This window comes from Kineococcus xinjiangensis, assembly GCF_002934625.1.
Taxonomy (GTDB): Bacteria; Actinomycetota; Actinomycetes; order Actinomycetales; family Kineococcaceae; genus Kineococcus_A; species Kineococcus_A xinjiangensis.
In genome coordinates, this window is sequence record NZ_PTJD01000006.1 from 225,764 (window position 1) to 248,441 (window position 22,678).

The 22,678-nt window shown below is 75.7% G+C and carries 24 protein-coding genes and 1 tRNA gene; 10 read left to right on the plus strand and 15 right to left on the minus strand.

All coding sequences use genetic code 11. The annotated features are described in order from the left end of the window. Position 1: 1 nt before the first annotated feature. From CLV92_RS10460 to CLV92_RS21410, 4 genes are read right to left on the minus strand one after another with little or no spacing between them, the layout of a single operon-like run. On the minus strand, positions 2 to 1,012 hold the full coding sequence (locus CLV92_RS10460) for a poly-gamma-glutamate biosynthesis protein PgsC/CapC (RefSeq protein WP_104432745.1): 1,011 nt from the start codon (positions 1,010 to 1,012) through the stop codon (positions 2 to 4). Then, positions 1,005 to 2,327 (minus strand): poly-gamma-glutamate synthase PgsB, encoded by a 1,323-nt coding sequence (gene pgsB, locus CLV92_RS10465; protein ID WP_158257194.1) that lies wholly within the window; start codon positions 2,325 to 2,327, stop codon positions 1,005 to 1,007. Before pgsB ends, CLV92_RS10460 begins: the two co-directional genes overlap by 8 nt. Beyond that, positions 2,324 to 3,181, minus strand: a complete 858-nt coding sequence (locus CLV92_RS21405) for a GGDEF domain-containing protein (protein WP_158257195.1) — start codon at positions 3,179 to 3,181, stop codon at positions 2,324 to 2,326. Before CLV92_RS21405 ends, pgsB begins: the two co-directional genes overlap by 4 nt. Beyond that, positions 3,168 to 3,305, minus strand: coding sequence for a hypothetical protein (locus tag CLV92_RS21410; protein ID WP_158257196.1), 138 nt, complete (start codon positions 3,303 to 3,305; stop codon positions 3,168 to 3,170). The genes CLV92_RS21405 and CLV92_RS21410 overlap by 14 nt, the downstream gene beginning before the upstream one ends. Before the next feature lie 134 nt (positions 3,306 to 3,439). On the opposite strand from CLV92_RS21410, the gene CLV92_RS10470 reads away from it, so the two are divergent. Both CLV92_RS10470 and CLV92_RS10475 read left to right on the plus strand, forming a co-directional pair. Then, positions 3,440 to 4,462: a hypothetical protein gene (locus tag CLV92_RS10470; protein ID WP_104432747.1), complete on the plus strand. Its 1,023-nt coding sequence runs from the start codon at positions 3,440 to 3,442 to the stop codon at positions 4,460 to 4,462. An 11-nt stretch (positions 4,463 to 4,473) separates the two neighbouring features. Then, entirely contained in the window at positions 4,474 to 5,214 is a 741-nt protein-coding gene (locus tag CLV92_RS10475; RefSeq protein ID WP_104432748.1) for a YaaA family protein, read from the plus strand. 42 nt (positions 5,215 to 5,256) lie between these two features. On the opposite strand, the gene CLV92_RS10480 is transcribed toward CLV92_RS10475, so the two are convergent. From CLV92_RS10480 to CLV92_RS10505, 6 genes are all read right to left on the minus strand, one after another. After that, positions 5,257 to 6,351 (minus strand): bifunctional RNase H/acid phosphatase, encoded by a 1,095-nt coding sequence (locus CLV92_RS10480; RefSeq protein WP_104432749.1) that lies wholly within the window; start codon positions 6,349 to 6,351, stop codon positions 5,257 to 5,259. Between the two features lie 58 nt (positions 6,352 to 6,409). After that, on the minus strand, positions 6,410 to 7,153 hold the full coding sequence (locus CLV92_RS10485; RefSeq protein ID WP_104432750.1) for a zinc ribbon domain-containing protein: 744 nt from the start codon (positions 7,151 to 7,153) through the stop codon (positions 6,410 to 6,412). Positions 7,154 to 7,160: 7 nt separating this feature from the next. Beyond that, positions 7,161 to 8,330: a Nif3-like dinuclear metal center hexameric protein gene (locus tag CLV92_RS10490; protein ID WP_104432751.1), complete on the minus strand. Its 1,170-nt coding sequence runs from the start codon at positions 8,328 to 8,330 to the stop codon at positions 7,161 to 7,163. Between the two features lie 57 nt (positions 8,331 to 8,387). After that, a tRNA-Val gene (locus CLV92_RS10495) sits at positions 8,388 to 8,460 on the minus strand. A gap of 102 nt (positions 8,461 to 8,562) precedes the next feature. Further along, on the minus strand, positions 8,563 to 9,051 hold the full coding sequence (locus tag CLV92_RS10500) for a redoxin domain-containing protein (protein WP_211291029.1): 489 nt from the start codon (positions 9,049 to 9,051) through the stop codon (positions 8,563 to 8,565). Between the two features lies 1 nt (position 9,052). Beyond that, a complete protein-coding gene (locus CLV92_RS10505; RefSeq protein WP_104432752.1) occupies positions 9,053 to 9,481 on the minus strand; it encodes a DUF3052 domain-containing protein in 429 nt (142 codons plus the stop codon). Between the two features lie 298 nt (positions 9,482 to 9,779). Between CLV92_RS10505 and fdhD the strand changes: the two genes are divergently transcribed. Beyond that, positions 9,780 to 10,616 carry a formate dehydrogenase accessory sulfurtransferase FdhD gene (gene fdhD / locus CLV92_RS10510; protein ID WP_104432753.1) on the plus strand — a complete coding sequence of 279 codons (837 nt, stop codon included), beginning with the start codon at positions 9,780 to 9,782 and terminating at the stop codon, positions 10,614 to 10,616. Between the two features lie 27 nt (positions 10,617 to 10,643). Here the strand turns inward: fdhD and CLV92_RS10515 are convergent, their stop codons facing one another. Continuing rightward, the gene (locus CLV92_RS10515; RefSeq protein ID WP_104432754.1) at positions 10,644 to 11,072 is read right to left on the minus strand and encodes a YjbQ family protein; all 429 of its coding nucleotides are present in this window, start codon (positions 11,070 to 11,072) and stop codon (positions 10,644 to 10,646) included. 72 nt (positions 11,073 to 11,144) lie between these two features. Between CLV92_RS10515 and aceE the strand changes: the two genes are divergently transcribed. Next, positions 11,145 to 13,907, plus strand: coding sequence for a pyruvate dehydrogenase (acetyl-transferring), homodimeric type (gene aceE / locus CLV92_RS10520; protein ID WP_104432755.1), 2,763 nt, complete (start codon positions 11,145 to 11,147; stop codon positions 13,905 to 13,907). A gap of 274 nt (positions 13,908 to 14,181) precedes the next feature. Here aceE and CLV92_RS10525 read toward each other — a convergent pair whose 3' ends face one another. After that, a complete protein-coding gene (locus CLV92_RS10525; RefSeq protein ID WP_211291030.1) occupies positions 14,182 to 14,865 on the minus strand; it encodes a hypothetical protein in 684 nt (227 codons plus the stop codon). A 159-nt stretch (positions 14,866 to 15,024) separates the two neighbouring features. Here CLV92_RS10525 and CLV92_RS10530 point away from each other — a divergent pair, with 159 nt between their 5' ends. The 5 genes from CLV92_RS10530 (at position 15,025) to fabF (ending at position 20,053) form a co-directional block, all read left to right on the plus strand. After that, positions 15,025 to 16,209 carry a PucR family transcriptional regulator gene (locus CLV92_RS10530; protein WP_245886684.1) on the plus strand — a complete coding sequence of 395 codons (1,185 nt, stop codon included), beginning with the start codon at positions 15,025 to 15,027 and terminating at the stop codon, positions 16,207 to 16,209. Between the two features lie 122 nt (positions 16,210 to 16,331). Further along, a complete protein-coding gene (locus CLV92_RS10535) occupies positions 16,332 to 17,297 on the plus strand; it encodes an ACP S-malonyltransferase (RefSeq protein ID WP_104432756.1) in 966 nt (321 codons plus the stop codon). After that, entirely contained in the window at positions 17,294 to 18,352 is a 1,059-nt protein-coding gene (locus CLV92_RS10540) for a beta-ketoacyl-ACP synthase III (RefSeq protein WP_104432757.1), read from the plus strand. The genes CLV92_RS10535 and CLV92_RS10540 overlap by 4 nt, the downstream gene beginning before the upstream one ends. Positions 18,353 to 18,462: 110 nt before the next feature. Beyond that, the gene (locus tag CLV92_RS10545; RefSeq protein ID WP_104432758.1) at positions 18,463 to 18,708 is read left to right on the plus strand and encodes an acyl carrier protein; all 246 of its coding nucleotides are present in this window, start codon (positions 18,463 to 18,465) and stop codon (positions 18,706 to 18,708) included. 91 nt (positions 18,709 to 18,799) lie between these two features. Further along, positions 18,800 to 20,053, plus strand: coding sequence for a beta-ketoacyl-ACP synthase II (gene fabF / locus CLV92_RS10550; protein ID WP_104432759.1), 1,254 nt, complete (start codon positions 18,800 to 18,802; stop codon positions 20,051 to 20,053). A gap of 134 nt (positions 20,054 to 20,187) precedes the next feature. On the opposite strand, the gene CLV92_RS10555 is transcribed toward fabF, so the two are convergent. Beyond that, the gene (locus tag CLV92_RS10555) at positions 20,188 to 20,685 is read right to left on the minus strand and encodes a DUF3145 domain-containing protein (protein WP_104432760.1); all 498 of its coding nucleotides are present in this window, start codon (positions 20,683 to 20,685) and stop codon (positions 20,188 to 20,190) included. 355 nt (positions 20,686 to 21,040) lie between these two features. Between CLV92_RS10555 and CLV92_RS10560 the strand changes: the two genes are divergently transcribed. Further along, positions 21,041 to 21,475 (plus strand): hypothetical protein, encoded by a 435-nt coding sequence (locus CLV92_RS10560; RefSeq protein ID WP_104432761.1) that lies wholly within the window; start codon positions 21,041 to 21,043, stop codon positions 21,473 to 21,475. Here CLV92_RS10560 and CLV92_RS10565 read toward each other — a convergent pair. Further along, positions 21,472 to 22,056: a hypothetical protein gene (locus CLV92_RS10565; protein WP_146099489.1), complete on the minus strand. Its 585-nt coding sequence runs from the start codon at positions 22,054 to 22,056 to the stop codon at positions 21,472 to 21,474. The two genes, CLV92_RS10560 and CLV92_RS10565, sit on opposite strands and share 4 nt — an antisense overlap. Before the next feature lie 74 nt (positions 22,057 to 22,130). Next, positions 22,131 to 22,382 carry a hypothetical protein gene (locus tag CLV92_RS10570; protein ID WP_104432763.1) on the minus strand — a complete coding sequence of 84 codons (252 nt, stop codon included), beginning with the start codon at positions 22,380 to 22,382 and terminating at the stop codon, positions 22,131 to 22,133. Positions 22,383 to 22,678: the final 296 nt, after the last annotated feature.

Sequence of the window (22,678 nt, forward strand, 5' to 3'; positions counted from 1 at the left end):
CTCAGAGCAGCCCCAGCCCCTCACCGGCGGCCGTGGCGAGGTTCATCACGGCGTAGACACCGGTCGTGGTGAGGGCGGCACCCCACAGCGTGCGCTCCCAGCCCTGCCGCTGGGCGTCGTTGGCCAGCAGGGCGGGGACCATGAGGGACATGACGGTGAGGTCGCGCCAGGGCACGTACTCCCCGCCGGTCGCTGCGGTGAGCAGGAGCTCCGCCGTCCAGGCCAGCACGCCGCCCACCAGCACCATCGTGCTGAGCTTGCGGCGGCCGAAGATCAGCAGGCGCGGCATGAGCCCCTTGACGACGACGAGCCACGTGAGGGCGGCGACCGCGAGCGCGAACACCAGGTCGGCCCAGCGGGGGGCCACGAGCGCCAGGTAGGCGGCGGAGACGAACCCGCCGGAGCGCAGCCCCAGCCGGGCGAAGGTGAGCATGCCGAGGAGGACGCTGGCCGCGGCGGCCAGCATCACCAGCTCGCGCGCGTAGCCCGCCGGGGGTGCCGGTGCGGGCGCGCCGCCGCCCGCACCGGGCACGATGGCCAGCAGCGAGGCGTGCTGGTAGACGACGAGGCCGAGGATCCCGGTGGTGACGAGGACGGCCACGACGGTGCGCCCGGCCCGCTGCCGCGACATGTCGTGCGCGAGGATCCCCGGCACGAGGAAGCCCAGGGCCGCGATGCCGTAGAGGGCGGGGTGGAGCCCGACCGCAGCGGTGGCGGCGAGCAGGAGCAGCCCCCCGACCGCGAGCCCGACGAGGACCTCCACCTCGAACTTCCGGCGGCCGTACAGGATGAACCTGCGGCTCAGGAGCACCGTCACGACGAGGTAGGTGACGTAGCCCGCCAGGAGGGTGCTCGCGACGTGCAGCGGGGCGGGCAGGCTCACGGCCAGGTACGCGGGGACGATCGCGCCTCCGGTGGTGAGCTGGACGCGCTCGTAGAACAGCACGCTGACCACCACGCCGACGATGAGCGCGACGCGCACCACCTCCGGCCTGAAGAGGTACTCATGCACCGCGGGCCTCCGGGCGTCGTCGCGCCTGCTGTCCGAGCATCCGCACCGCTCCGGGGGGCATCCGCCGGGGGTCGCGGGACTCGTCGAGCTCGCTGCGGTGCTCGGTGCCCTGCAGGTGCTCGAAGAACTCGATGAGCAGCTCCGCCTGGTCGGTGTGGATGTTGACCATCCCGACGAGGACGGCGTCGCGCCCGGGGACGAGGCCGGTGATCGTCCGCAGGATCCGGTCGAGGTCCGGCTGCACGGTCTCGCCGAGCAGGTGCACCCGCTCGGCGGGGTAGCCCTCCTCCACGATGGTGCGGCTGACCTGCTCCTCGTAGGCGCCGAAGGTGACGAGGTGGTCGAGGTAGGGGGCCAGGTCGGTGGGCACCATGTGCGCGAAGAGCTCCGCGCGGCGTCCGCGGTCCCGGCGGTTGTTGAGGATGCCGATGACCGGCGCGCCCGGCGGGAAGATCGGCTTCAGCGTGCTGAACGTCAGCACGACGCTCTCCCGGTCGTTGGCCGCGAACATGGGCACCCACAGCACCCGCTTGCCCAGGACGTCGTAGGTGCGCAACCGCACGACCCCCACGTCGGGCACGGACTTCCACATCCCGCGCAGCGCCGCCGCGCGGGGGATGTTCAGCAGCCGCGCCACCGCGAGGCCGATGGCGACGTTCTCCTTGAACTGCAGGTAGTCGAAGCCGCGCATGTCCTCGTCGGCGACCGACTCCGGGTCCGCGTAGACGAGGCGGCTGCCCCGCTCCTCCGCGCGCCGGCGCAGCCGCTCGCGCAGGTGGGGGCGGTCCTCGGAGGTGATGAGCACCCCGCCCCGCGGCACGGTGACGGCGAGGCTGTCGGCGATCTCCTCCAGCGTCTCGCCCATCTCCTCCTGGTGGTCCTCCCGCACGTTGGTGATCACCGTGATGTCGGAGCGGACCATGTAGTCCTGGGAGAACTGCTGGTACAGCGGACGCACCGCCATGCACTCGATGACGAGGGCCTCGACGTCCTCGTGCACGTGCGCGGCGACCACGTCGATCTGCTCGTTGATCGTGGCGGCGCCGCGCCGGGAGATGGGGGTCTCCTCACCACGGGGGCCGATGACCCGCGCCGCGCTCCCCGTCGTCTTCGCCACCGTCAGCATCCCGCCCTCCCGCAGCACCCCGGCGACGAGGCGGGTGACGGTGGACTTGCCGCGGATGCCGTTGACGTGCACGCGCACGTCGAGCTGCTGGAGCCGGCGCCGGTGCCGGTCGACCGAGACCTTCCAGTAGGTGAACAGCGCGGCGGCCACCAGGAGCAGCAGGCCGATGCTCAGGTACTGCCCGGTCACCGCGGGTCCTGCGGGGCGCCGGCGCCGGGGGTGTGCCCGGCGTCCGCCTCGAGGGCTCGGCGGGCGGAGTCGATGAGGGAGCGCGCGTCTGCACCGTCCTCCGGGAAGACGGCGATCCCGGCGGCGACGTCGGCGGTCTCCGCCAGGCGCAGCCGCCGGCCGCCCTCGCGGTCGCTGAACGTGGCGTCGGCGGCGGAGTGCAGGATCGAGGCGAGCACGTCCCAGGCGCCGTCGGCGTCGGTCTCGAGCAGCACGGCGCCGACGCAGTCGGCGGCGAGGGCGAAGGGGACGTCGCTCTCCCCGAGGAGGGTCTCCAGGAACCGCGCGACGGTGCGGTGCGCCTTGGTGCGTGCCGCCGGGCCGAGCGCGTCGTCCGTCAGGACGGTGCGCACGAGGATGACGGCGAGGGGTCGCCCGTGGCGGCCGGCGCGCGCCACCTCCTCGTCGATCCTCGTCTCGGCGACCTCAGCGGTGAGCAGCCCGAGCGAGCCGAACGCCGGCTCCTCGCCGCGGGGCGCGCCGGGATCCGCGGGTGGTTGGCGCAGGCGCCGGCCGAGGCGGCCGCAGCTCCAGCCGAGCAGCAGCAGGACGGCCGTGGTGGCCAGCGACTCGCCGAAGACGTCGGGCGTCCACGCCCGCCCGAGCTGCTTCGCGAGCGTGACGGCCGCTGCGGCCGCCAGGCCCACGACCAGCCCGCCGAAGGCGTCCAGGGCGAGGGCCGCGACGGCGGTGACGAGGACGGCGGCCAGCACGACCAGCGGAAGGGCGCCGGGAGCCCCGGCCCCCAGGACCCCCGCCGCGCCCGCGGCCGCGAGTGCCGTCGCCGCGACCGAGTGGCGCTCAGTCCAGGCCACTGTCGCCGCCCTTCTCCCCGCGTCCCCTCCAGCGGTAGCGCGCGCCGAGGAAGAGCAGCAGGAACGCCGTCGCGGCGCCGAGGCCGCGCAGGGCCTCGGGCATCCAGGGTTCGGCACCATGCATGGCGGGACGGTATCCAGTTGCACGTTCATCTACCTAACGGCGGCGTGTCCGCCCGTACCGCGCGCCGGCGGTCACGGCGGGGCCGGGGACGGGGGCGGGGTGTGCCGGGTCGCCGCCTCGGTGAGGATCGAGCCGTGCAGCCCACGCAACGGCCACCCGCCCCCCGGAGCACGAGGCGCCCGACCGCCGCTGCGACGACCGGGCCCGTCGTCCTGCGCGTGACGGCGACCCTGACGTCCCTCACGCTCCTCCTCGTGAGCTGCGCCGCCGCGGAGGTCGACGTCCGGGACCGGGTCCGCCGGTGGACCCGCGACCTCCCCCCGCCCGCGGAGGGCGCCTACTCCCCGCCCGCCCCCGAGCAGGCCGCGCGCCTCGCACGCGGGGTGGGCCTCGTCCGCGACGACCGCCTCGCCGAGGCCCGCGACGTCCTCGACGACGTCGGCTACCGCCTCGAGGAGGTCGAGGAGGCGGGGACGGGGCAGCGCCTCGTCCTGGTGGAGCCCGCCGACGGGGGCGGCGCCGAGGACGCCGGGTGGGGCCGCTACGTCGTGCGCCCCGGAGCGCCCTCCGACCTGCTCGTCGAGGTGCCGCACCCGGGGGCCGACCTGCGCACGGAACTTGTCGGCGCGGAGGTGTTCGTCGAGGCGCGGGCCGCCGCCCTGCTCGTCGCGGGCGCCCACCGGGACGCCACGGACGGCGCCGACGTGGCCGGCGAACCGGACAGCGCGTTCCAGGCGGTCCAGCAGGCTCTGCTCGCCCCCCGCGGCGTGGTGCTGCAGGTGCACGGCTTCGACGCGGACTCCCACCCGGACCGCTACGGGGACGTCGTGGTCTCGGACGGGAGGGCCCGGACGCGCTCCTCGGCGCCGAGCCCGGACAGCGCACGCCTGGCCGAGGCGCTGTCGGAGCGCGGGTTCGACGTCTGCCTGCAGCACCGGCAGGACTGCTCGCGCCTCGCCGGGACCCGCAACGCCCAGGGGCTGGCCGCGCGGGAGAGCGGCGCCTCCTTCGTCCACCTGGAGCTGGCACGTGGCCCCCGCACCGACGCACGGGCCCGGCGCTCGGTGGCCCGCGCTGCGCGGGAGGCCCTGGCGGGCGGTCGCGGGCCGGCGGACCCGGGTCGGGTGGGCACCGGTGAGGCCCCGGCCTCCCCCTAGGGTGCTCCCTCGTGCTCGTCGTCCTGCCGCCCTCGGAGACCAAGTGGGGGCCCCGGCGCGGCGCTCCCGTCGACCTGCCCGCGCTGTCCTCCCCGCAGCTCACCGCCGCCCGCGAGCAGGTGCTGGACGCCCTCGTCGCCGTCTCCGCCCGGCCGGACGCGGCGGCGCTGCTGGGTGCCGGGCCCCGGCTGGCGGAGGTGGTGGCCGCCAACACGAGCCTGCGCACCCGCCCCGCGGCGCGCGCGGCGCAGGTCTACCGCGGCGTGCTCTACGACGCCCTGGACCTGCCGTCGCTGCCCGCCCCGGCGCAGCGGCGCGTGCTGGTGGTCTCCGCGCTGTGGGGTGCGCTGGCCCCCCTGGACCGCATCCCCGACTACCGCCTCTCGATGGGCACCGACCTGCCCGGCGTCGGCCCCCTCGCGACGTTCTGGCGGCCGCACCTGGCGGCGGCGCTCGCACCGCAGGACGTCGTGGTGGACTGCCGCTCCGCCGCCTACGCCGCCGCCTGGCAGCCCGGCCCGAACGTGCTGGCGCGCACGGTGGCGGTGCGGGTCAGCAAGGACGGCAGGGTGGTCTCGCACAGCGCCAAGCACACCCGCGGCCTCCTCGCCCGGCACCTGTTGACCCGGCCCGGCCGGGCTCCGCGCACGGTGGAGCAGGTCCGCGACGCGGTGGCGGACGCCTTCCGGGCCGAGCTGCACCCGCCGGCGCGCGCCGGGCGGGCGTGGGTGCTGGACGTCGAGGCGCCCTGAGCACCCTGCGCGTCCGGGTGGGCGGCGGGTCCGGAGGGCCGCTCAGGCCCGGTTGACCGCCCAGACCTCGGCGCCGCCGTCGGCCCACAGCCGCAGCACCGAGCGGGAACCGGGGTCCACACGCAGTCGCCGGTGGGCCGCCGGGCCCGCGTCCAGCGCGGTGCGCAGCAGCAGCCGCAGCGGGTCGAGGTGGGTCACCACCACCACCGTGCGCCCCGCCCAGCGCCGCACGAGGCGCTCGCGGGCCTGCGCGACCCGGGCGGCCACCGCGTCCAGCGACTCCCCCTGCGGAGGGGCCACCGCGGCGCTGGTGCGCCAGGCGGCGAACTCCGCGGCCCAGGCCCTCGTGACCTCCGGCGCCGTCAGCCCCTCCCACTCCCCCAGGTCGGGGGCGTCCCAGGCCGGGTCCGGCAGCACCTCCACCTCGCGGGCGGCGGCCAGCAGGCGGGCGGTCTCCCGGGCCCGGCGCAGGGTGGAGGTGACGATCACGTCGGCGTGGGAGACCTCCCACGACGTCGCCGCCGCGGCCGCCTCGGCCCGTCCCCGCTCGCTCAGCGCGGGGTCGTCGCCGCCCCGGCCGGACAGGCGCCGCTCCTCGGTGAGCGGGGTGGAGCCCGGGCGCACCAGCACCAGGGTGACCGGCTCGCCGGGGTCCGCGTCGGCCGCCGGTGCGGCCGGTGGCGCGGCGGGAGCGGCGCCCGCCGCGCGCTGCCAGGAGCGTCCGGCGGCGGCCGCGTCCATCGCCTCGTTCGCCAGCCGGTCGGCGGCGGCGTTCTTCGCGCGCGGGATCCACGTGTAGGTGATCCGCCCACCGGGCAGCACCGTGCGGGCCTCGTCGACGAGGCGGCGCATGTCCTCGTGCTTGACCTTCCAGCGCCCGGACATCTGCTCGACGACGAGCTTGGAGTCCATCCGGACCTCGACGGCGGCACCGGGGTCCAGCTCGGCGGCCGCGCGCAGCCCCGCGATGAGCCCGCGGTACTCCGCGACGTTGTTGGTGGCGGTGCCGATGGCCTCGGCGACCTCCGCGAGGACCTCGCCGCTCGCGGGGTCGCGCACCAGGGCGCCGAAGCCGGCCGGACCCGGGTTGCCCCGGGAGCCGCCGTCGGCCTCGACGACGAGACGGCGGGCGCTCACGGGCGCCGGCCGGTCGCGGGACCGGCGACCGACGAGGCCGCTGCCGGGTGCGGCCGGCTCACAGCCCGGACTCGGGGGTCCGCACGAGGATGCGGCCGCACTCCTCGCAGCGCACGACCTCGTCCGGTGCCGCCGCGCGCAGGTTGTTGATGTCGACGGTGTTCAGCTCCAGGTGGCAGCCCTCGCAGCGGCGGGCCCGCAGCATCGCCGCGCCGACGCCGCTGCGGGTGCTGCGCAGCTTCTCGTAGGTGGCGATGAGACCGGCGTCGATGCCCATGGCGATCGCCTGCCGCCGCGCCTTGGCCGCCGTCTCCTCCTGCGCGATGCCGGCGAGGACCTCGTCGCGGCGGCTCTCCGCGGCCCGCACCTCCACGGCGATCTCGGCGAGGCGGGCCTCGGCCGCGGCGGCGCGCTCCTGGGCGGCCTCCAGCCGCTCCATGACCTCCAGCTCGGCGTCCTCCAGCACGCCCTGGCGGCGGGCGAGGCTCACGAGCTCGTGCTGCAGCGCCTCGAGGTCCTTGGGGCTGCCCTGCCCGGACTCCAGGCGCTTGCGGTCGCGGTCGGAGCGCTGGCGCACCACGGCCACGTCGGCCTCGGCCTTGGCGACCTCCCGCTCGATGTCGGAGACGGCGGTGCGGGCGGCGACGGCCTCGTCGGAGACCGCCCGGTGCTGCCGCAGCAGCCCGTCGAGCTCCGCCTGCTCGGGCAGGGTGGCGCGCTTGTGGGCGAGCTGGGCGAGGCGGGTGTCGACGCCCTGCAGGTCCAGCAGCCGCTGCTGGTCGATCGCGGGGGCCTTAGGCATCCGCCGGTCACTCTCCTCGGCTGGGGACGCGCGCCGTCCAGGGATCGGTGCGCGTGGTGGACACGTGGAGGTCCACCGTAGAGCCCCGCTCGGCCAGCCCCTGCCGCAACCGCGACGCGCAGTCGGCCAGCCACGGCCACTCGCTCGCCCAGTGGGCCACGTCGACCAGGGCGGGGCTGCGGGCGCCGGAGTGCTCCCTCGCCTCGGAGGCCGGGTGGTGGCGCAGGTCGGCCGTGACGTAGGCGTCGGCGCCGGCGGCCCGCACCTCGCCGAACAGGCTGTCGCCGGAGCCGCCGCAGACGGCGATGCGCTGCACCGGCGCGTCGAGGTCCCCGGCCACCCGCACCCCCTGCTCGGTGGCCGGCAGCGCCGCGGCGACCGACTCCGCGAAGGCGCGCAACGGAACCGGCTGCGGCAGGAGACCCACCCGGCCGATGCCGCGCACCGGGTCGGGCCCCGCCTGCTCGGTGAAGGCGGCGACGGGGACCTCGTAGGGGTGGGCGGCCAGCAGCGCGGCCAGCACCGCGCGGCGGCGGGCCCGCGGCACGCCGAGCTCCAGGCGCACCTCCTCCACGTGCTCGCGGCGGCCGACCTCCCCGATGGCGGGGGCGGCGCCGGGCAGCGGCGTGAAGGTCCCGGTGCCGGTGGTGCTCCAGGCGGCCCGCTCGTAGTTGCCGGCGCGCCCGGCGCCCGCGGCGGCGACGGCGTCGAGCACGCGCTCGGCGTCGGGCACGGGCACGAACGTGACGAGGGTGTCCTGCGCCTCGGTCGCCAGCGGCTGCAGCGGCTCCAGCTCGCGCAGGCCGAGGGCTGCGGCGAGGGCGTCGGAGACCCCGGGGCTGGCGGCGTCGGCGTTGGTGTGCGCGACGTGCAGGGCGCAGCCCGCGCGCAGCAGCCGGTGCACGACGCGGCCCTTGGCGGTGGTGGCGGCCACGGAGGTGACCGGCCGCAGCAGCAGGGGGTGGTGGACCAGCAGCAGGTCGGCGCCGGAACCGACGGCCTCCTCGACGACCTCGGCGACCGGGTCGACCGCGAGCAGCACCCGGCGCACGGGCTGGTCGGGGTCGCCGCAGACGAGGCCCACGGCGTCCCAGGGCTGGGCCCAGCGGGCGGGGTAGAGGTCCTCGAGCACCGCGAGGACGTCGCGCAGCAGGGGCGTGTTCCCGTCGGCCGTCACGTCGGCTGAACCTAGCGGCACCGGCCGCTGCGGGCGTGGCGGACGGTGCCGCGGCGGTGGGCCCGGCCGGGTTCGAACCGACGACACCCGCGGTGTAAGCGCGGTGCTCTACCAGCTGAGCTACAGGCCCTCGCACCGGCCGCGTCCCTGCGGGGTGCGTGCAGGCGAGGGTACGGCCTGCGTCGCGACGACGGGGGCCGTGGTCGTCCGCGGGTGCCCGGGGTCGCGCCCGTCAGGGGGCGGGGAGCGCCTCCAGCGCCGCGCGGTGCAGCCCGGCGGGGCGCCCGGCGCGGTCCTCCTGCAGCGCGGACCAGCGCACGTGTCCGGCGGGATCGACCAGCAGCGAGCCGCGCCGGGCGACGCCGCGCCCCCCGTCGAAGACCCCGACCGCGCGCGCTGCGGCGCCGTGCGGCCAGAAGTCCGACAGCAGCGGCAGGGGGTAGCCGCGGGCGTCGGAGAACGCGCGCAGCGCCGGCACCGGGTCGCAGGAGACACCCGCCACCTGCACGGCGGCGGCGTCGAAGGCGGCGAGGTCCTCGGCCAGCTCGTCGAGCTCCCGCGTGCAGGTCGGGGAGAAGGCGAACGGGTAGAAGACCAGCAGCGCGTGCTGCCCCTCCCACAGCTCCGACCAGCGCAGCCGCTGGCCGTGCTGGTCGACGAGCTCGACGTCCGGGACGGGGGCGCCGGCGGGGAGCACGCCCGCCGCGGCCGTCGCGTTCACGTCAGCGCCGGGAGCCCTTGGGGGTCGTCATCCGGGTGCCCGCCCAGTCCCCGGAGGCGCTGACGCTGGTGGTGGCGTGCAGCCCGGCGGTGGGTGCGGCCTCCTCGATCTCCCCGGCGGGCACGTGCCCGGGCCGGCCCTTCTTCGGCGTCAGGAGCCAGACGATCCCGCCCTCGGCGAGGTTCGGCGAGCAGTCCACCAGCGCGTCGACGAGGTCGCCCTCGCCGTCGCGGAACCAGCAGATGACGACGTCGGCGACCTCGTCGGCGTCCTCGTCCAGCAGCTCACCGCCGATGGCGGCCTCCACGGCCGTCCGGAAGTCCTGGTCGACCTCCTCGTCGTAGCCCAGCTCCTGCACCACCTGGCCGTGCTTGAAGCCCAGCTTGGCCACCGCGGTCTGGTCAGCCGCAGGGTCCGCGGTCGCACCCACGAGTCCTCGCCCTTCGTCCCGGTCCCGACACCGTCGGAACTCTGTCGTCATCGGCGGGCCGGCGTCTGCGGCGGCCCTCCGCCCAGCCACCCCGCCCGCGACGGGCAGCCGTTCCTCGACCGCCCGTCCGACGAAGGTAGTGCACTAGAAGATCCCACCACGGCGCAAGGTGCCCCGCCACCGCTGCGGCGCCGTCTTGACCCGTCCGGGTGCCGTCGCCGCAGGGCCGGCGCCGGGGGTTGCGGGGCCCGGGGCGCGGGCGGGTGCGGACGGCCGCGCGGTGGGCGAGGGTGGCCCCATGGGACGCGTGACGACGAGGGTGCGGACGCTGCGGCTGGACGCCGAGGCCGGCAGCGCGGCGGAGCGCCCCGACACGCTCGCCGTCGAGGAGCCCCTGCAGGTGCGCGTCGGCGGGGAGCCGCTGACGGTGACCATGCGCACCCCCGGCGACGACTTCGACCTCGTCCTCGGCCTGCTGCACGCGGAGGGCCTGCTGCACTCGGCGCAGGACGTGCGGGCGCTGCGGCACTGCACCGACACCGGCCCCGACGGCTCCCCCACCTACAACGTCGTGGAGGTCACCCCGGCGCCCGGCTCGCCGCTGCTGGGCGGGTTGCCCGCGCGCTCCTTCGCCACCACCTCGGCGTGCGGGGTGTGCGGCACCGAGAGCGTGGAGGACGTCCGCCGGCGCAGCCGCCACGACCTGCACGGGGACGACGTGCGGGTGCCCGCGGGCCTGGTGGCGCAGCTGCCCGGGCGGCTGCGGGCCGCGCAGGCGGTGTTCGAGCGGACCGGGGGCCTGCACGCGGCCGGGCTGTTCGACCGCGACGGGGAGCTGCTGTGCGTGCGGGAGGACGTCGGCCGCCACAACGCCGTGGACAAGGTGGTGGGCTGGGCGCTGCGCGAGGAGCGGCTGCCGCTGCGCTCCTGCCTGCTCGTGGTGAGCGGGCGCGCCTCCTTCGAGCTGGTGCAGAAGGCCGCCCTGGCCGGCATCCCGGTGCTCTGCGCGGTCTCGGCGCCCTCGTCGCTGGCGGTGGAGCTGGCGCGGGAGAGCGGCATGACCCTGCTGGGCTTCGTGCGGCCCCCGCGCGCCAACGCCTACGCCGGCGCCCACCGGATCACCGTGACGGGTTGAGCGGTCCGGCGGGCGGACGGCGCCCGCTCAGCCCGTGAGCAGCGACAGGCGCACCTCGCGGACGGCGTTGTCGACGTTGGTGTCCACCAGGCAGATGCTCTGCCACGTCCCCAGCGCGAGGCGGCCGCCGAGCACCGGCACCGTGGTGGTCGGGGCGACGATCGCGGGCAGCACGTGGTCGCGGCCGTGGCCGGGGCTGCCGTGGCGGTGCACCCAGCCCCCGCCGCCGGGCCCGGCGGACGGCAGGAGCTCCTCCAGCGCCCGCAGCAGGTCCTCGTCGCTGCCCGCCCCCGTCTCCAGGACGGCGACGCCGGCGGTGGCGTGGGGGACGAAGACGTTGAGCAGCCCGTCGGGCGGTGCGCCACCCGCTCCGGCGACGAAGGAGGCGCACTCGTCGGTGAGGTCGACGACGCGCTGGTGGCCGCCGGTGCGGACCTGTAGGACAGTCGTGAGCACGGACGCCTAGCCTAGGTGGGTGACCCCGCGGACCGCGGGACTGTCCCCATCGACAGCGGGAGGACCACGACCGTGGCCAGACGCGACGAAGCAGGCTCGAGGAGCGGCGCCGCCAACCCCGGCCCGATCCTCAACGGGCTCCCCAGCCAGCTGCCGGACATCGACCCGGACGAGACGGCGGAGTGGCTCGCCTCGCTCGACGGTGTGGTGGACGAGCGCGGCCAGAACCGGGCCCGCTACCTCATGCTCCAGCTGCTGCAGCGCGCTCGGGAGCGCCAGGTCGGCGTCCCCAGCCTCACGGCGACGGACTACATCAACACCATCGGCCCGGAGCAGGAGCCGTGGTTCCCCGGCGACGAGGAGGTCGAGCGCCGCTACCGCGCCTGGATCCGCTGGAACGCGGCGATCATGGTGCACCGGGCGCAGCGCCCGGGCATCGGCGTGGGCGGGCACCTGTCCAGCTACGCCTCCTCCGCGACGCTCTACGAGGTCGGCTTCAACCACTTCTTCCGGGGCAAGGACCACGCCGGCGGCGGCGACCAGATCTACATCCAGGGGCACGCCTCCCCCGGCGTCTACGCCCGCGCGTTCCTCGAGGGCCGCCTCACGCAGGACCAGCTCGACGGCTTCCGCCAGGAGCGCTCGCACACCGGCGGCGGGCTGTCCTCGTACCCGCACCCGCGCCTCATGCCGGACTTCTGGGAGTTCCCGACGGTGTCGATGGGCCTCGGCCCGATCAACGCCATCTACCAGGCGCAGTTCAACAAGTACCTGCACAACCGCGGCCTGAAGGACACCTCCCAGCAGCACGTGTGGGCGTTCCTCGGCGACGGCGAGATGGACGAGCCGGAGGCGCGCGGCCTGGCGCACGTGGCCGCCAACGACGAGCTGGACAACCTCACGTTCGTCGTCAACTGCAACCTGCAGCGCCTCGACGGGCCCGTCCGCGGCAACGGCAAGATCATCCAGGAGCTGGAGGCGTTCTTCCGCGGTGCGGGCTGGAACGTCATCAAGGTCGTGTGGGGCCGGGAGTGGGACCCGCTGCTGGGGGCCGACGCCCAGGGCGCGCTCGTGAACCTCATGAACGCCACCCCCGACGGGGACTACCAGACGTACCGCGCGGAGAACGGCGCCTTCATCCGCGAGCACTTCTTCGGCCGCGACCCGCGGACCGCGAAGCTCGTGGCGAACCTCAGCGACGAGCAGATCTGGCAGCTCAAGCGCGGCGGGCACGACTACCGCAAGGTCTACGCCGCCTACAAGGCCGCGACCGAGCACCACGGCCAGCCGACGGTGATCCTCGCCAAGACCATCAAGGGTTACGCGCTGGGCCCGCACTTCGCCGGGCGCAACGCCACCCACCAGATGAAGAAGCTGACGCTGGAGGACCTGAAGCTCCTGCGCGACAGCCTGCGCATCCCGATCTCCGACGAGGACCTCGAGCGCGACCCGTACCAGCCGCCGTACTACCACCCCGGTGACGGCGACGAGACGGTGCAGTACCTGCGCAAGCGCCGCACCGACCTCGGCGGCCCGGTGCCGCAGCGGCGCACGACCAGCTCCGCCCTGCACCTGCCGGGGCAGGACTCGTACAAGGTCGTCGAGCGGGGCTCCGGCAAGCAGGAGATCGCCACGACGATGGCGTTCGTCCGCCTGCTCAAGGACCTCATGAAGGACAAGGAGTTCGGCGAGCGGGTCGTGCCGATCATCCCCGACGAGGCGCGCACGTTCGGGATGGACTCCCTGTTCCCGACGCTGAAGATCTACAACCCGCACGGGCAGGAGTACACGTCCGTCGACCGCGACCTGATGCTGGCGTACAAGGAGTCCCCGCAGGGGCGCATCCTCCACGTCGGCATCAACGAGGCCGGGGCCACCGCGGCGTTCACCGCCGTCGGGTCCTCCTACGCCACGCACGGCCTGCCGATGGTGCCGATCTACATCTTCTACTCGATGTTCGGCTTCCAGCGGACGGGCGACGCGATCTGGGCGGCGGCGGACCAGATGACGCGGGGCTTCCTCATCGGGGCCACGGCCGGCCGGACCACCCTGACCGGTGAGGGGCTGCAGCACGGCGACGGGCACTCCCCGCTGCTGGCGTCGACCAACCCGGCGGTCGTCACGTACGACCCGGCGTACGGCTACGAGCTCGGGCACATCGTCCGCGACGGCCTGCGCCGGATGTACGGGGAGAACGCCGAGAACGTCATCTACTACATCACCGTCTACAACGAGCCGATGGTGCAGCCGGCGCAGCCGGAGGACGTCGACGTCGAGGGCATCCTCAAGGGCATGCACCGCATCTCGCGGGCCGAGAACGACGGGCCGCGGGTGCAGCTGCTGGCGTCGGGCGTCGGGGTGCAGTGGGCGCTGGAGGCCCAGCAGCTGCTGCGCGACGACTGGGGCGTGGCGGCGGACGTGTGGTCGGTGACCTCGTGGAACGAGCTGCGCCGGGAGGCCATCGAGTGCGAGGAGCACACCTTCCTCAACCCAGGTGAGGAGGCACGGGTGCCGTACGTGACGCGGCGCCTGAAGGAGACCTCCGGGCCGGTGGTGGCGGTCAGCGACTACATGCGCGCGGTGCAGGACCAGATCAGCAACTGGGTGCCGACGGACTTCGCCTCCCTGGGCGCGGACGGCTTCGGCTTCTCCGACACCCGGCCGGCGGCGCGGCGGGCCTTCCACATCGACGGCCCGTCGGTGGTGGTGCGCGCGCTGGAGATGATCGCCAAGCGCGGGGAGGGCGACTGGCGCGCTCCGGGCCACGCGATCGAGAAGTACCGGCTGCACGACGTGCGGGCCGGCCGCTCCGGCAACGCCGGCGGCGAGTCGTGACCCTGCGCTGAGCGCCTCCGAGGAGGGCCGGTCCCCGTCGGGACCGGCCCTCCTCGCACGTCCACCCGTTCCCCCGGCCCCCCGCGCCCTCGCGCCCTCCCGCCCTCGCGCCCGGAAAGGACCCTTTCCGGGGTCGGAGACGGCCCCTGGACCCCGGAAAGGGTCCTTTCCGGCTCCAGGACGCGCGTCAGCCCCGGAAAGGGTCCTTTCCGGGGCTGAGGGCTGAGGGCTGAGGGCTGAGGGCTGAGGGCTGAGGCCCGGGGTGGGTGGCGGATCAGCGCCCGGAGCGGTCCGCCCGGGCGATCTGCTCCTCCAGCTCACGCAGCAGCGGGGCGACCCGGCCGCGGTCGGGGTGCTCTCCGAGAGCGCGCAGGTGCCGGCGGGCCTCCCCGTAGCGGCCGGAGTCGACGGCTGCGGCGACGAGGTGGCGGCCCGCCTCCACGTCGTGCTCCCGGGGCCGCCAGTGCCCCACCCCGAGGCTGAGGGCCTCGTCGGGCATGCCCGCGTCCCGCAGGATCGACAGCCCCTCGGCCAGCGCCACGCCGCTGGGGTCGCGGTCGGCGGCGATGCTGAGGCGGCGCAAGGCCCCGTCGCGGTCGTCGGCGACGGAGAGCCGCGCCAGCTCCAGCAGCGGCCGCCACGCGCGGGGGCTCTGCGCGAGCTCCTCCGCGGTGGCCCACACGGCGTTGTCGGCCGCGCGCTGCGGGTCGCCCGACTGCTGGGCCTCGTGCCCCTCGGCGGCGCGGGTGCGCACGAGCTCGGCGAGGGTGGAGAACGCGGCCCCGTCGTTGGGGTCCTCCCGCAGGGCCTCGCGCAGGCCGGCCTCGGTGACGACCGGCGCCGCGGTGGATCCCTGTGCGCGCCGGGCCCGCTGCGAGGCCGGTCCGGCGGGGGCGTCCGTCCCCGCTCGCGCACCGCGTGGTGCGGACCTGCGGCGCAGGCGGTCGAGCAGTCCCATGCGTCCCCTTCCGTCGGCTGTGCCGAGGTGGCGGTGGTCGTCCAGGCGCTCGAACCCTAGCCCAGACGGGTGACGGTGGCCTCGCGCATCGTGAGGGCCGCGGGACGGACGTGCGGGCGGCGAGGGAGCGCCGGGGGCGGCGCACTACGCTGCCCGCCCGTGGATCCGGCCCGCACCGCCCTCTCGGTGGAGACCGTGCGCCGGCTGGAGGCCGCGAGCTCGGCGTTCGGCTCGGCGATCGCGGCCCGGATGGAGGGCTCGCTGCCCTGGTACCGGGCGCTGCCGCCGAGCGAGCGCTCGTGGGTGTCGCTGGTGGCCCAGGCGGGGTTCGCGTCGTTCATGCGCTGGCTGCAGGACCCCTCGGTGGCGGTGGTGCCGGGCGCGGACGTCTTCGGCACGGCGCCGCGGGAGCTGACGCGGGCGGTGACGCTGGAGCAGACGGTGGAGCTGGTCCGGACCGCGATCGACGCCTGCGAGGAGGGGGTCGACGCCGTCGTGACCGGTGAGGACCTGCCGCGGGTGCGCGAGGCCCTGCTGCGCTACTCCCGGGAGGTCGCCTTCGGCGCCGCGGGGGTCTACGCCCGGGCCGCGGAGACGCGCGGCGCCTGGGACGCGCGGCTGGAGGCGCTGGTCGTGGACGCCGTGCTGCGCGGGGATCCCGAGGAGACGATCGGGTCGCGCGCCTCGGCGCTGGGCTGGCACCTGGACGCGGCCGCGACGGTGGTGGCGGGCAGCGCCGGTGACGTCGACGGCGTCGTGCCGCGGGTGCGGCGGGTGGTCCGCGGCGCCGGCGGGGACTGCCTCGTGGGCGTGCAGGGCGAGCGGCTGGTGGTGGTCCTGGGGGCGGTGGCGGACCCGCTGGAGGTGGCCGCGGCCCTGGCGGAGTCGGCGTTCGGGCCGGGGCCGGTGGTGGTGGGCCCGCAGGTGCCGGCGCTGCCGCTGGCGGGGCGCTCGGCGCGGGCTGCGCTGGCGGGGGTGGTGGCCGCACGGGCGTGGCCCGGCGCCCCCCGCCCGGTGCTGGCGGACGACCTGCTGCCGGAGCGGGCGCTGTCGGGGGACGTCGCGGCGCGGCGGGCGCTCGTGGACCGGGTGCACCGGCCGCTGGCGGCGGCGCAGGGTGCGCTGCTGGAGACGCTGACGTCCTACCTGGAGCACGGCGCGTCGCTGGAGGGCTGCGCGCGGGCGCTGTTCGTCCACCCCAACACCGTCCGGTACCGGCTGCGCCGGGTGAGCGAGGTCTGCGGCTGGAACCCGGTGGTCCCCCGGGAGCGGTTCGTGCTGCAACTGGCGCTGCTCCTGGGCAGATTGGCCGCTCCATCGTCACCACGGTCGAACACACCGTGACGGCGCGCCGACGGGCAGGTGGCCTGACGCCTGCGTGTTTGTAGGATCCGCACAACAACGCGGGTCGAAACTGGTGAGCGTCGTGACCGCGTCGGCGCTCGACGGCAGGGGAGATTGGGTTCGTGCTCGTCATCGTCTGTCCGGGTCAGGGCTCCCAGGTCCCGGGGTTCCTCGCCCCGTGGCTGGAGCTGCCCGGCTTCTCCACCCGCCTGCGCTGGCTCTCCGCCGTCGCGGGCACCGACCTCGTGGCCCACGGCACGACGTCGGACGCCGAGACCATCCGCGACACCGCGGTGGCGCAGCCCCTCATCGTCGCCAGCGGCCTCGCCGTGCTGGGCGAGCTCACCGGCGCCGGCGGGGCGCTGCCGGCGGCCCTGACCAGCGGCCACTCGGTGGGTGAGATCACCGCGGCGGCCGCCGCGGGCGTCCTCACCCCGGAGCAGGCGGTCGTGCTCGTGCGCGAGCGCGGCCGGGCGATGGCCGCCGCGAGCGCCGCGACGCCGACGGGCATGAGCGCCGTCCTCGGCGGCGACGCCGAGGAGGTCGCGGAGGTCCTCGCCCGCCACGGCCTCACCGCGGCCAACGCCAACGGCGGCGGGCAGGTCGTGGCCGCCGGGACGCTGGAGGCGCTGCAGGCGCTGGCCGGGGACCCGCCGGCGAAGGCGCGGGTCGTGCCGCTGCAGGTGGCGGGCGCCTTCCACACGGAGCACATGGCCCCCGCGGTGGAGGTGCTGGCCGGCTACGCCGCGGCGCTGGAGCCGCAGCCCGCCCGCACGCCGGTGGTCTCCAACACCGACGGCGCGGTGCTCACCGACGGACCGGAGGTCCTGCGCCGCATCGTGGCGCAGGTCAGCCGCCCGGTCCGCTGGGACCTCTGCACCGAGCGCTTCGCCGAGCTGGGCGTGACCGCCCTGCTCGAGCTGGCCCCGGCGGGCACCCTCGTCAACCTGGCCAAGCGCCAGCTGAAGGGCGTGGAGGTGCTGGCGCTGAAGGCGCCGGAGGACCTCGACCGGGCCCGCGCCCTGGTCGCGGAGCACGGCGGCACCGGCGCGCCCTCCCCCGACGTCACCGCGGCGGGTGCGCTGTGAGCGGCCCCGTGCAGCTGCGCACCGCGCCGTCCCGGCAGGCGCGCATCCTCGGGGTGGGCGCGCACCGCCCGCCCCGCATCATCGACAACGCGGAGGTGTGCACCTGGATCGACTCCTCCGACGAGTGGATCCAGCAGCGCACCGGCATCGTCACCCGCCGCTGGGCGGCCCCGGACGTCAGCGTCGTGGACATGTCCGAGGACGCCGCCGCCAAGGCGCTGGCCGCCGCGGGCCTGACGGGCCAGGACGTGGACGCGGTCGTCGTGGCGACGGTGTCGCACCTGCAGCAGACCCCCGCGGCCGCGGCGATCCTGGCGGACCGGCTGGGGGCGACCCCGGCGGCGGCCTTCGACATCTCCGCGGGCTGCGCGGGCTTCTGCCACGGCGTCGCGCTGGCGGGCGACCTGGTGCGCGGCGGCACGGCGACCAACGTGCTCGTCGTCGGCGTCGACAAGCTGTCCGACTTCACGGACGTCTCCGACCGCTCGACGGCGTTCCTGTTCGCCGACGGCGCCGGGGCCGTCGTGGTGGGCGCCTCGGAGGAGGCCGGGATCGGCCCGACGGTCTGGGGCTCCGACGGCGGGCAGGCGGACGCCATCCGGTCGAAGGTCTCGTGGCTGCAGCTGCGCCGGGGCGCGGTTCCGCTGGGCGAGCAGGTGGCCGTGGAGGCCGCGGCCGCCGCGCCGGAGGCCGCTCCGTGGCCGTACCTGGAGCAGGCGGGCCAGACGGTGTTCCGCTGGGCGGTGTGGCAGATGGCGCCCGTGGCCCAGCGCGCGCTGGACGCCGCGGGGGTGCGCGCGGAGGACCTCGACGCCTTCATCCCGCACCAGGCCAATGCGCGGATCATCGACGCCATGGTGAAGCAGCTGAAGCTGCCCGACTCGGTGCACGTGGCCCGCGACATCACCGAGATGGGCAACACCTCGGCGGCGTCGGTGCCGCTGGCGATGGAGCGCGTGCTGGCCGATGGCGAGGCGCCGTCCCGCGGGTTGGCGCTGCTCATCGGCTACGGCGCGGGCCTGTCCTACGCGGCGCAGGTGGTCCGGCTGCCGTAGCCCCGGCCACCCGCCTCACGGGTGGCCACGTCCGACTCCCGGCGCGCGCTCCCGCGCTCCGGGCACCACGGCGGGACCGTCGGGTCCCGTCCGCGACAGAAGGAGAGCGAATGGCCAGCGAGCAGGAGATCCTCAGCGGTCTCGCGGAGATCATCAACGAGGAGACCGGCCTGCCGACCGACAGCGTCGAGCTCGACAAGTCCTTCACCGAGGACCTCGACATCGACTCCCTGTCGATGATGACCATCGTCGTGAACGCCGAGGAGAAGTTCTCCGTCCGCATCCCGGACGAGGACGTCAAGAACCTCAAGACGGTCGGCGACGCCGTCTCCTACATCGCCCAGGCCCAGGGCTGAACCGCTGCCGGGGCCGCCTCCGCGGCCCCGGCGCACCGTCCCCCTCCATCCCCATCCCCTCGCTGACCGCTCGTGAAGGAGTTGACCGACCATGACCGCAACCCCACGGCGCGTCGTCGTGACCGGGCTCGGAGCCACGACGCCCCTGGGTGGCGACGTGGCGTCCACCTGGGAGGCCGCCCTGGTGGGCCGTTCCGCGGCCAGGCCCATCACGGCGGACTGGATCGGGGAGTACGACCTGCCGATCCGCTTCGCGGCACAGGCTGCGGTGCCGGCCGTCGACGTCCTGACGCGCCAGGAGGTGAAGCGGCTGGACCCCTCGGCGCAGTTCTCCGTCATCGCCGCCCGTGAGGCCTGGCGCGACGCCGGCAGCCCCGAGGTGGAGAGCACCCGCCTCGGCTCGGCGATCGGCACGGGCATCGGCGGGATCTGGACGCTGCTGACGGCGTACGACACGCTCCGGGAGAAGGGCGCGCGCCGCGTGCTGCCCCTGACCGTGCCGATGCTGATGGCCAACAGCTCCACCGCCGCCGTCAGCCTGGAGTTCGGTGCGGGGGTCGGGGCCCACTCGCCCGTCAGCGCGTGCGCCTCGGGCGCGGAGGCGATCGCCTACGCCCTGGACATGATCCGCTCGGGCCGCGCCGACGTGGTGATCGCCGGCGGCACCGAGGCGGCGATCCACCCGCTGCCCATCGCCTCGTTCGCCGCGATGCGGGCCATGTCCCAGCGCAACGAGGACCCGGAGCACGCCTCCCGGCCCTTCGACAGCTCCCGTGACGGCTTCGTCCTCGGTGAGGGCGCGGGCATCCTCGTGCTGGAGGCCGAGGAGCACGCCCGGGCCCGCGGGGCGCGGATCCACGCGGAGTTCGTCTCCGCGGGCCTGTCGGCCGACGCGCACCACATCACGGCTCCGGAGCCGACGGGCGCGGGTGCCGCCCGCGCCCTCCGTGACGCCCTGCGCTCCGGCGACCTGCAGCCGTCCGATGTGATCCACGTCAACGCGCACGCGACGTCGACGCCGATCGGTGACGTCGCCGAGGTGCAGGGGCTGCGGGCGGGCCTGGGCTCGGCGCTGGACCAGGTGGCCGTCTCGGCGACCAAGTCGATGACGGGGCACCTGCTGGGTGCGGCGGGGGCGATCGAGAGCGTCCTGACGGTGCTCGCGCTGCGGGAGCGGATCGCGCCGCCGACGATCAACATCGACGACCTCGACCCCGCGGTGGACATCGACGTGGTCCGCAAGGACCCGCGGCCGCTGCCGGCGACGGGCGACCTCGTCGCCCTCAACAACGCGTTCGGCTTCGGCGGGCACAACGTCAGCCTGGCGTTCCGCACGGCGGGCTGAGCGGACTCCTCCCGGCCCCGCCGGCAGCAGACGACGGAGCGCCCCGCCCCTTCCCCGGGGGCGGGGCGCTCCGTCGTCTGCGTGGGGCCTCGCCGGCCGGGGGCGCCTCCCCGGCCGGCGCGCCGACGCCCGGGTCAGCCGACCTGGTGGAGCCAGCGGACGTCGGCGCCGTCGCCTGCGTAGCGGAAGGGCTCCAGCTCGGCGTCCCAGGGCTCGCCCATGGCCACCTGGAGGGCGTCGCGTACGCGCTGCGGGTCACCGAGCTCCAGGGCCGCCCGGATGCGGTCCTCGTGGACGAGGACGTTGCCGTGCACGTCAGTGGTGGCGTGGAAGATGCCGAGGGCCGGGGTGTGGCTCCAGCGGCCGCCGTCCACGCCGGGGCTCGGCTCCTCCGTCACCTCGAAGCGCAGGTGGGCCCAGCCGCGCAGGGCCGAGGCGAGGCGCGCGCCGGTGCCGGCGGGCGACTGCCAGATCAGCTCCGTGCGCTGGCAGCCCGGAGCGACCGGCTGTGGCGTCCAGTCGAGCACGACGCGCATGCCGAGGACACCGCTGGCGGCCCACTCGATGTGCGGGCACAGCGCTCGCGGTGCGGAGTGCACGAAGAGCACGCCACGTGTGGTCGCACCGGACATGCGTTCCTCCTCTGCGTCGGTGTGAGGGCGCCTTCCCCAAAACGACCTCGCACTGCAGCGGACGAACTCCACGTTCGGTTCGACTTCTCGTGTTCAGCTCTTCGCCGGGCCATCATGCCCGACGGCCCGACCCGGAACCAGCACCTCGGCGCGTCGCGGCGGGCGCGTCGTGGACCGCTCCCACCGCCCTTCCCGCGACGGGCGGTGGGCGTGCGGGGCTCAACCGCGCGGCCGGCCGTGCCGATGCAAGGACGCAGGGCGACTGCGCGCCCGCACGCTCCCCGGGCGGGGGCGTCGTCGCGCACGTCCCCACGCCGGCAACCCCACGAGCAGCGAGGAACGGGAGCGGTCCGAGATGGATCACCACAACGGCCACCGCGGTGACTCCGGTCCCGCCGAGACCGCCGGAGAGATCTCCGAGGTGATCCGCCCGGCGGCGATCGTGCCGGAGGAGGCCGCGAGGGCGATCCTCGTCGAGCTGGCCCTGCGCGACGTGCAGAACGGCGGGGTGTGGCGCGCGCAGCCGAGCCTGTGGAGCCGCTACGACCGGCCCTGGAACGGGCCGGACAACCCGGCGGGCGCCGAGCTCATCGGCCGCCTCCACGTCGCCTACGGCACTCCCACCAAGTACGAGATCACCGTCTACCGCGTGACCGTGACGCACTTCGGCAGCGAGCTCGGCTGGTCCGTCGAGTCGCTCGCCGACGAGGCCCTCGGCCACGGCGACCTGCGCCTGCAGGACTGCCCCCGCGCCGTGCTGGCCAGCCCGCCCCCGCCCTTCCGGTACTAGGGTCCGTCCCGCGGGAGCGTGCGACGGTCCGCCCCGACCGGCCGCACCGCGCGGGCCTCATGATCGTGGAGGTCGGGAGCGTCGGAGCCGGCTCGCTGCAGGGGCGTCGCACGACGCTCCAGTCCCCAGACTCCGCTCACGTCGACGGTCCACGCGGAGCCCGCGTCGTCGAGCATGTCGGACAGGGAGCCGACGACCACCGTGGCCTCCTCCACGAGCTGGACGAGGTCGTCGCCGGGGGTCCCCTCGCACGCGCAGCGCACCTCCTCGCGGATGAGGTGGAGCGCGCAGTCGACGGCGTCGAGCCACGCGTCGCCGTCCGCCTCGTCGAGGTGGCGGTGGAGGTCGGCCAGTCCGTCGAGGCGCAGGTCCCACCGCAGCAGGCGCTGCAGCGCCAGTGCCCGCCGGTACGAGGGAACCGCTGTCAGGAACCAGCGCCGCAGGCTGGGACGCAGGTGCGCCGGGACACCCTCGTACAGGGCCTCGTAGGCCGAGAGGTCGCGGTGCGCGCGCACCGTCAGAGGGCGCCAGCCCACCCCGGCCATGCCCAGCCGTGCAAGCCCGTAGGGCTCTGCGCTCACTCTCGGTATGTTATTCGCTACTCATTGCAGTGTCCTGCTGATCCCGCGCGGCTGCCGAGAGCCGGCGCCGGCAGTCAGGACCGCCGGCGCCCCGGGGAGGTCAGGAGCCGCTGGCGGAGGCGGGGTGAGCTCTCCCCGGCGATGCCGGCCAAGAGGGCCCCGGTCAGCAGCCACGTCCCCACGCCGGGTCCGGCGCTCACCACTGCGGAGGACATGCCGACGACCGGGGTCGCCAGCAGCGCCAGCAGGCACCCGCCGCCCAGGACGACGAGCGCGGCGGCCAGACGGGAGGCGCCGTGGTCCCGCCGGAAGAGTGAGAGGCGCACCGAGGGCTGGCTCCAGCGATGGGCGCCGGCCAGCAGCGCCGTCTCCCCAGGGCGACCACCACCGCGAGAAGCACCACCGCCGCCAGGACGGTGCCGAAGGCCGCCAGCACGCCGGCGGCGTACAGCAGCGGACCCGCGCAGCAGCCCACCAGCGCAGCGGCGGCGGGCGGCAGGAGCAGCCGACGGCCCGAAGCCCTCGGCGGCTCCTCCGGCCGCAGTCGATCCGCGTCACCCGGCGTCACGTCGCCGGCATGCCGCCACGCTCCGGCGCGGAGGACGGTGGTCCCCCGCAGGCG

Bases quoted from the DNA above. Each gene is read 5' to 3' on its own strand.
- CLV92_RS10555 (WP_104432760.1), bottom strand. From the start codon at position 20,685: ATGTCCGGTGCGACCACACGTGGCGTGCTCTTCGTGCACTCCGCACCG.
- fdhD (WP_104432753.1), top strand. From the start codon at position 9,780: ATGGGACGCGTGACGACGAGGGTGCGGACGCTGCGGCTGGACGCCGAG.
- CLV92_RS10525 (WP_211291030.1), bottom strand. From the start codon at position 14,865: ATGGGACTGCTCGACCGCCTGCGCCGCAGGTCCGCACCACGCGGTGCG.
- CLV92_RS10485 (WP_104432750.1), bottom strand. From the start codon at position 7,153: ATGCCTAAGGCCCCCGCGATCGACCAGCAGCGGCTGCTGGACCTGCAG.
- CLV92_RS10560 (WP_104432761.1), top strand. From the start codon at position 21,041: ATGGATCACCACAACGGCCACCGCGGTGACTCCGGTCCCGCCGAGACC.
- CLV92_RS10545 (WP_104432758.1), top strand. From the start codon at position 18,463: ATGGCCAGCGAGCAGGAGATCCTCAGCGGTCTCGCGGAGATCATCAAC.
- CLV92_RS21410 (WP_158257196.1), bottom strand. From the start codon at position 3,305: ATGCATGGTGCCGAACCCTGGATGCCCGAGGCCCTGCGCGGCCTCGGC.
- fabF (WP_104432759.1), top strand. From the start codon at position 18,800: ATGACCGCAACCCCACGGCGCGTCGTCGTGACCGGGCTCGGAGCCACG.